At 65.7% G+C, this 6894-nt stretch carries 7 protein-coding genes; all 7 read left to right on the top strand.

Going from position 1 to position 6894, the window contains the following annotated elements; all coding sequences use genetic code 11:
- The coding region (trbB, locus tag BGN95_RS13410) for a P-type conjugative transfer ATPase TrbB (RefSeq protein ID WP_286772900.1) at nucleotides 1–831 on the top strand (831 nt) is incomplete at its 5' end.
- A gap of 5 nt (nucleotides 832–836) precedes the next feature.
- Complete coding sequence (locus tag BGN95_RS13405; protein ID WP_286772899.1) at nucleotides 837–1175, top strand: TrbC/VirB2 family type IV secretion system protein; 339 nt, start codon at nucleotides 837–839, stop codon at nucleotides 1173–1175.
- Nucleotides 1175–1474, top strand: coding sequence for a VirB3 family type IV secretion system protein (locus tag BGN95_RS13400; protein ID WP_286772898.1), 300 nt, complete (start codon nucleotides 1175–1177; stop codon nucleotides 1472–1474). Before BGN95_RS13405 ends, BGN95_RS13400 begins: the two co-directional genes overlap by 1 nt.
- Entirely contained in the window at nucleotides 1468–3936 is a 2469-nt protein-coding gene (gene trbE / locus BGN95_RS13395) for a conjugal transfer protein TrbE (protein WP_286772897.1), read from the top strand. The genes BGN95_RS13400 and trbE overlap by 7 nt, the downstream gene beginning before the upstream one ends.
- A complete protein-coding gene (gene trbJ, locus BGN95_RS13390; protein WP_286772896.1) occupies nucleotides 3933–4679 on the top strand; it encodes a P-type conjugative transfer protein TrbJ in 747 nt (248 codons plus the stop codon). Before trbE ends, trbJ begins: the two co-directional genes overlap by 4 nt.
- A gap of 12 nt (nucleotides 4680–4691) precedes the next feature.
- Nucleotides 4692–6053 carry a P-type conjugative transfer protein TrbL gene (gene trbL / locus BGN95_RS13385; RefSeq protein WP_286772895.1) on the top strand — a complete coding sequence of 454 codons (1362 nt, stop codon included), beginning with the start codon at nucleotides 4692–4694 and terminating at the stop codon, nucleotides 6051–6053.
- Nucleotides 6054–6059: 6 nt separating this feature from the next.
- The coding region (gene trbF, locus BGN95_RS13380) for a conjugal transfer protein TrbF (RefSeq protein WP_286772894.1) at nucleotides 6060–6894 on the top strand (835 nt) is incomplete at its 3' end.

Raw genomic sequence — 6894 nt, 5'->3', positions numbered from 1 at the left:
GTCGATACCGGCGCGCGGCTTGAACCCGCCGAAGCCGAGCGGATCATCCGGCTTGTCGCCAGCCATGCGCGCGCCGAGGTCCATGCCGATGCGCCTATCGTCAGCGCCGAACTGCCCGCCAATGAAAACGGGTCGGGCGGCGAGCGGTTCGAGGGATTGTTGCCACCGGTGTCGGCCGCGCCATGCTTCTCGATCCGCAAGCCCGCCGCCCGTATCTACTCGCTACTCGACTATGTGAACGACGGCATCATGCGTGCCGAGATGGCGCAGGCGCTGGTCATGGCCGTGGTCGAGCGGAAGAACATCCTCGTCGCCGGCGGCACTTCGTCGGGCAAGACTACGCTCGCCAACGCGCTGCTCGCGGAGATGGCCTCGCTCGACGAGCGCGTCATCATCATCGAGGACACGCGCGAGCTGCAATGCGCCGCACCCGATACCGTGGCGCTGCGTACCAAAGCCGGCGTCGTGTCGATGGCCGACCTGGTGCGCTCGACCCTGCGCCTGCGCCCCGACCGCATCATCGTCGGCGAAGTCCGGGGCGGCGAGGCGCTCGACATGCTCAAGGCATGGAACACAGGCCATCCGGGCGGCATCGCCACGGTCCACGCCAATTCTGCACGCTCCGCGCTCTACCGGATCGAACAGCTTGTCGGCGAGTGCGTCGTCACCGTGCCGCGCTGGCTGATCGCCGGGGCGATCGACATAATCGTGTTCATCTCCGGCCGGGGCAACGGCCGCAGGATCGAGTCCGTGGCTGAGGTCAGCGGGCTGGATGCCGACGGCGATTACGCCGTCACTGACCTCATCATCCCCCAACAGACAGGAGATTGACCCTCATGAATACACATAATGCGCCTGCGCTGCGCCGTCTGCCCGACAGGTGGCTGATCGCGGCCCTCGCCGCCGCCACCCTTATCCCTGCGACCGCCCATGCCTCTGGATCGGGCATGCCGTGGGAACAGCCGCTGCAACAGATCCTCGAATCCGTGCAAGGCCCGGTCGCCAAGATTGTCGCGGTCATCATCATCATCTCGACCGGTCTGGCGCTGGCCTTCGGCGAAACATCCGGCGGCTTTCGCAAGCTGATCCAGATCGTGTTCGGCCTGTCCATTGCCTTTGCGGCGTCCTCCTTCTTCCTCTCCTTCTTCAGCTTCGGCGGCGGAGCGCTGGTCTGATGGCGGGGGCCAGCTTCATCGCGCCAAATGGCTTTGTCATTGGCCATGTGGAGGGATTTGAAGTCCCGCTGCATCGCGCGCTGACCGAGCCGATCCTACTGGGCGGCGCGCCGCGCGGGATCGCCATCCTCAACGGCACGCTCGCCGCCGCGATGGGGCTGGGCCTCCAGCAATGGATCGCCGGACTGCTGCTCTGGCTTGCCGGACACAGCCTCGCCGTGTTCGCGGCCAAGCGCGATCCCGATTTCGCGCCCGTCCTCGCGCGCCACCTCCGGCAGAAGGTCTGTCTCTCATGCTGAATCTCAAAGAATATCGTGAGGTAGCCGACCGGCTCGCCGATCATCTGCCCTGGGCCGCGCTGGTCGCCCCGGGCGTGGTGCTGAACAAGGATGGCAGCTTCCAGCGGACATTGCGGTTCCGGGGACCGGACCTTGAATCCGCCACCGAAGCCGAACTGGTATCGGTCTGTGCCCGCGCCAACAACGCGCTGCGCCGCCTGGGCTCGGGCTGGGCCTTGTTCTTCGATGCAGAGCGGATCGAGGCGATGGGCTATCCCGATAGCCGCTTTCCCAACCCGGCGTCATGGCTGGTGGACGAGGAACGCCGCGCGCATTTCGACGGGCGCAAGGGGCTGCACTTCGAGAGCCGCTACCATCTGACGCTCTGCTATCTGCCGCCCGCCGATCAGGTGGACCGCGCAACCAGCGCGCTGCTGGAACGCGAGACACCCAAAGGGGAGCGGAACTGGCGGCAGGAACTGCGCGCCTTCCGCGCCGAGACGACCCGCGTTCTGGACCTGCTCTCCGGCTTCATGGCCGAGGTCCGTGCGCTCGATGATGCCGAGACGCTGACGTTTTTGCATGGCTGCATATCAGCCAAGCGCCATCCCGTCGCGGTGCCGGCAACGCCGATGTATCTCGATGGGCTGCTGGTCGATACGCCGCTGTCCGGCGGGATCGAACCGATGTTGGGCGACCGGCATTTGCGGACGGTGACAGTGCTGGGATTCCCCAATGCCACGCGCCCCGGCATCCTCGACGCTCTAAACCATCAGGGCTTCGCCTATCGCTGGGCGACGCGCTTCATCGCGCTCGACAAGACAGCCGCCACCAAATCGCTGACCCGCATCCGCCGCCAATGGTTCAACAAGCGCAAATCCATCGCGCAGCTCATGCGCGAAGTGATGATGAACGAGCCGGTTCCACTGACCGACAGCGATGCCGACAACAAGGTGGTCGATGCCGACCTGGCGCTACAGGCGCTCGGCGGCGATCATGTCGCTTTCGGCTACTACACCGCGACGATCACGGTATCGGACGAGGACCGTGCCGCGGCCGACGAGAAGGTTCGTATCGTCGAGCGGATCGTCAATGGCCTCGGCTTCACCTGCATACGGGAGTCCGTGAACGCGGTCGAAGCCTGGCTGGGTTCGCTGCCCGGTCATGTCTATGCCAATGTCCGGCAACCGCTGGTCCACACGCTCAATCTCGCGCATCTGATGCCGCTGTCCTGCGTCTGGGCCGGGCCGGCGCGGAACGATCACTTTTCCGACGCGCCGCTACTCTATGCGGAGACGAGCGGATCGACGCCGTTCCGCCTCAGCACGCATGTCGGCGATGTCGGTCATATGCTGATCGTCGGGCCGACCGGCGCGGGCAAGTCGGTGCTGCTGGCGCTGCTCGCCTTGCAGTTCCGCCGCTATCCGCACTCCCAGATCACTATCTTCGACAAGGGCAACTCCGCGCGCGCCGCGGTGCTGGCGTGCGGCGGCGAGCATCATGCGCTGGGGACAGGCGATGAGCTGGCGTTCCAGCCCTTGCGGCATATCGACCGCGATAGCGAGCGCACCTGGGCGGCGGAATGGATCGCCGCACTGCTGGCGCACGAAAAGGTCGAGGTGACGCCCGAGGTCAAGGAGGCGCTGTGGTCCGCGCTCACCAGCCTCGCCAGCGCTCCGCCCGAGGAGCGCACGCTGACGGGCCTGTCCGTCCTCATGCAGTCCAACGCGCTCAAGGCGGCGTTGCTGCCCTATACGCTGGAGGGGCCGTTCGGTCGCCTGCTCGATGCGGCGGAGAACAGCCTCGCGCTATCGGACATGCAGTGCTTCGAGACCGAGACGCTGATGCACAGCGCCGGCGTCGTCGCCCCGGTGCTGACCTATCTGTTTCACCGGCTCGAAGACCGCTTCGACGGGCGGCCCAGCTTGCTCATTCTCGATGAAGCCTGGGTGTTCCTCGACAACCCGCTGTTCGCCCAGCGCATCCGCGAATGGCTGAAGGTGCTGCGCAAGAAGAATGTCAGCGTCATCTTCGCCACGCAGTCGCTGGCCGATATTGCCGATAGCAGCATTGCGCCCGCGATCATCGAAAGCTGCCCGCAACGTATCTTTCTCGCCAATGACCGCGCGATCGAGCCGCAAAGCCGCGCCGCCTATGAGCGCTTCGGCCTCAATGACCGGCAGATCGAGCTGATCGCACGGGCGACACCCAAGCGGCATTATTATCTCCAATCGCGGCGCGGCAACCGGCTGTTCGAGCTGGCGCTTGGCCCGATCGCGCTGGCGCTCTGCGGCGCATCCGATTCCGACACCCAGGCGCAGATCGACGGTCTGCTGGCCCGCGAAGGGCGAGCGGGCTTTCTCGCCGCCTTCCTTGAAGCGCGCGGCCTGCGCTGGGTCGCGGAACTGATCCCCGACTTTCCTGGTGGCGGCCCCGTCGCGACCGATCCCTTCAACCCCCGGCAAAAGGAGATGTTCGAATGAGAATCCCTGAAACAAAATCCCGCATCATCGCGGCCTGCCTCGCAGGCGCCGCCGTGATGGCGACAATGATCGGGCCCGTGACGCCCGCCTCGGCACAGTTCGGCGGCGTCGTGTTCGATCCCAGCAACTATGCGCAGAATGTGCTGACCGCCGCGCGGACGCTGCAACAGATCAACAACCAGATCCAGTCGCTCCAGAACGAAGCGCAGATGCTGACCAATATGGCCAAGCAGCTTCAGCGGCTCGACTTCTCTTCACTGCAACAGATCAGCACCTCGATGCAGAAGGTCGGCACGCTAATGAATCAGGCGCAAGGCATCGCCATGAACCTGTCGGCGACCGAGACCGCGTTGCGCGATCAGTATCCCAACAGCTTCGATGCGGCGGCGACCACCAGCCAGACGCTGGCGCGCGCGCAGACGCAATGGCAGTCGGCGATGGACGCCTATCGCCAGACCATGCGGGTGCAGGCGCAGGTCGTCGAGAATGTCGGTGACGATGCCGGCCTGCTCGCCACGCTGGTGACGCAAAGCCAGTCGGCGGTGGGAAGCGTGCAGGTCGGACAGGCCGCCAACCAGCTTCAGGCGCTGGCGATCAAGCAGCAGATGCAGGTTCAGCAGATGATGGCCGCGCAATATCGCGCCGACGCCCTCGAACGCGCGCGTCAGGCGCAGGCGCTCGAAGCCGCGCGCGCCGCGACCAGGACCTTCATCGGCGGCTCCTCCCTCTACACCCGTCCATAGGAGCCAACCGCGATGGCCACCGACATTGGCAACCTCGATCTCAATATCGTCGATGCCTTTCTCGACACCTTCATCCGCTACATCGACTCCGGCTTCGGGCTGGTGTCGGGCGATGTCGGTTTCCTGACCACGGCGCTGATCGGCATCGACGTGACATTGGCCGCCCTGTGGTGGGCGATGGACAGCGATGCCGACATTCTCGGCAAGCTGGTGAGGAAGGTTCTCTATGTCGGGGCCTTCGCCTTCATCCTCGGCAATTTCTCGCACCTGGCCGACATCATATACAGGAGCTTTGCCGGGATCGGCATCACCGCGAGCGGCGGCGGCATGTCCGCCGACAAGCTGCTGCACCCGGGCAGCATCGCGGGCACCGGCTTCACCGCCGCCCATCCGCTGATCGCCAAGGTCGCCGACCTGATGGGGTTCCCGGAGTTCTTCGGGAATTTCCTCACCATCATCGTGCTGCTGATCTGCTGGCTGTTGGTGGTTCTGGCCTTCTTCGTCCTCGCCATCCAGCTATTCGTCACCATCGTCGAGTTCAAGCTGACGGCTCTGGCGGGCTTCGTGCTGGTGCCCTTTGCCCTCTGGAACAAGACCAGCTTCCTGGCCGAGCGCGTTCTGGGCAATGTCGTGTCGTCGGGCATCAAGGTTATGGTGCTGGCGGTCATTATCGGCATCGGCTCCAACTATTTCGATCAGATGACCGCGCTGGTGGGCGACGATCCCACGGTGGCGCAGGCGCTAACCCTGTTGATGGGCGCGCTCACCCTGTTCGGCCTCGGTATCTTCGGTCCCGGCATTGCGTCCGGCCTTGTCTCGGGCGCTCCCCAGCTTGGCGCGGGGGCGGCGGTCGGCACCGCCGCTGGTGCGGCGATCATGACGGGCGGAGCCGCGATGCTTGGCGCGCGCGCCACGATGGCGGCAGGCTCGGGTGGCATGGCGGCTATTCGCGCCGGAACGGCAATGGGATCGGCCGCGTCCACCGCATATAAGCTGGGTCAGGAGACATCCGGCAGTGCGAGTGTAGGCGCTGGTCTCGGCGGCATCGCCACCGCCGCGGGCGGCGCGGCGTCCCAGGGCATGAGGTCCGCCGCATCGAGCATTACCAGTCCCATCCGCGAAAGCGCGGCCAGGGGTCAGCAGGCCGCATGGGATTCGGCACGCACATCGCCCGCACCCGCATCGGCAGGTGCATCCGGTTCCGCCAGCGGCGGCGCGGTGGGTGCGGTTCCGTCCGATTCCGTCCCCGCCTGGGCGCGCAACCTGCGTGCCGAGCAGACCGCCCGGCATCGCCGTCATTTGGCGATGCAGACCGTCAAAGACGGCGACCGGGGCGGCGGCGCCGCCAACCCCGACCTCAGCGAAAAGGAGTAAGACCTTATGTTTTTCAAGCGATCCATCCAGCGTTACGGGCTGACGCCCGAACCGGATACACCCTACCAGCGCGCGGGTCAGCTCTGGGATGAGCGTATCGGTTCTGCCCGCGTGCAGGCGAGGAACTGGCGGCTTGTCGCCTTCTCCTGCCTTGGCCTGACCGGCGTTCTCATCGGCTCGAACGTCTGGCAGTCGATGCAGAGCCGCGTCGCGCCCTATGTGGTCGAGGTGGACAGGCTGGGCGAGGCCCGCAGCGTCGCGCCCGCGATCCAGAACTATCAGCCCACCGACGGCCAGGTCGCCTGGCATCTGGCGCGCTTCATCAGTAATGTCCGTTCGGTCTCCACCGATCCGGTGCTGGTCAAGCGCGACTGGCTCGACGCCTATGACTTCGCGACCGACCGGGCCGCGATCTTCCTGAACGAATATGCCCGCGCCAACGACCCGTTCGCCGGGATCGGCGAGCGCAGCGTGTCGGTGCAGGTGACGAGCGTGGTGCGCGCCTCGGACAGCAGTTTTCAGGTCAAGTGGACCGAGAGCATCTACGAGCGCGGCAGCCTGGCGAAAACAGAACACTGGACCGCGATGCTGACCGTGGTGATGCAGCCGCCCAAGACCGCTGACACGCTGCGCAAGAACCCGCTCGGCCTCTATGTCAACGCCATCGACTGGGCGCGCGAACTCGACGGCCAGCCTGCGCAGTTCGGCCAAACCGGGCCAAACCACGCAGCGGCAGGCCAGTCCCGGGCAGGGCAGCAATCGCCCGATAATTCTCCGCCCGCGATTCCCGCGTTCGATCCCGCACGGGCCGCGCTGCCCACCGCGCCGGACATAGGACCGC

This window comes from Sphingomonas sp. 66-10, assembly GCF_001897045.1.
Classification (GTDB): Bacteria; Pseudomonadota; Alphaproteobacteria; order Sphingomonadales; family Sphingomonadaceae; genus Sphingomonas; species Sphingomonas lycopersici.
Note: the sequence above shows the minus strand (reverse complement) of the source record. Positions and strands in the feature narration are given on the sequence as shown.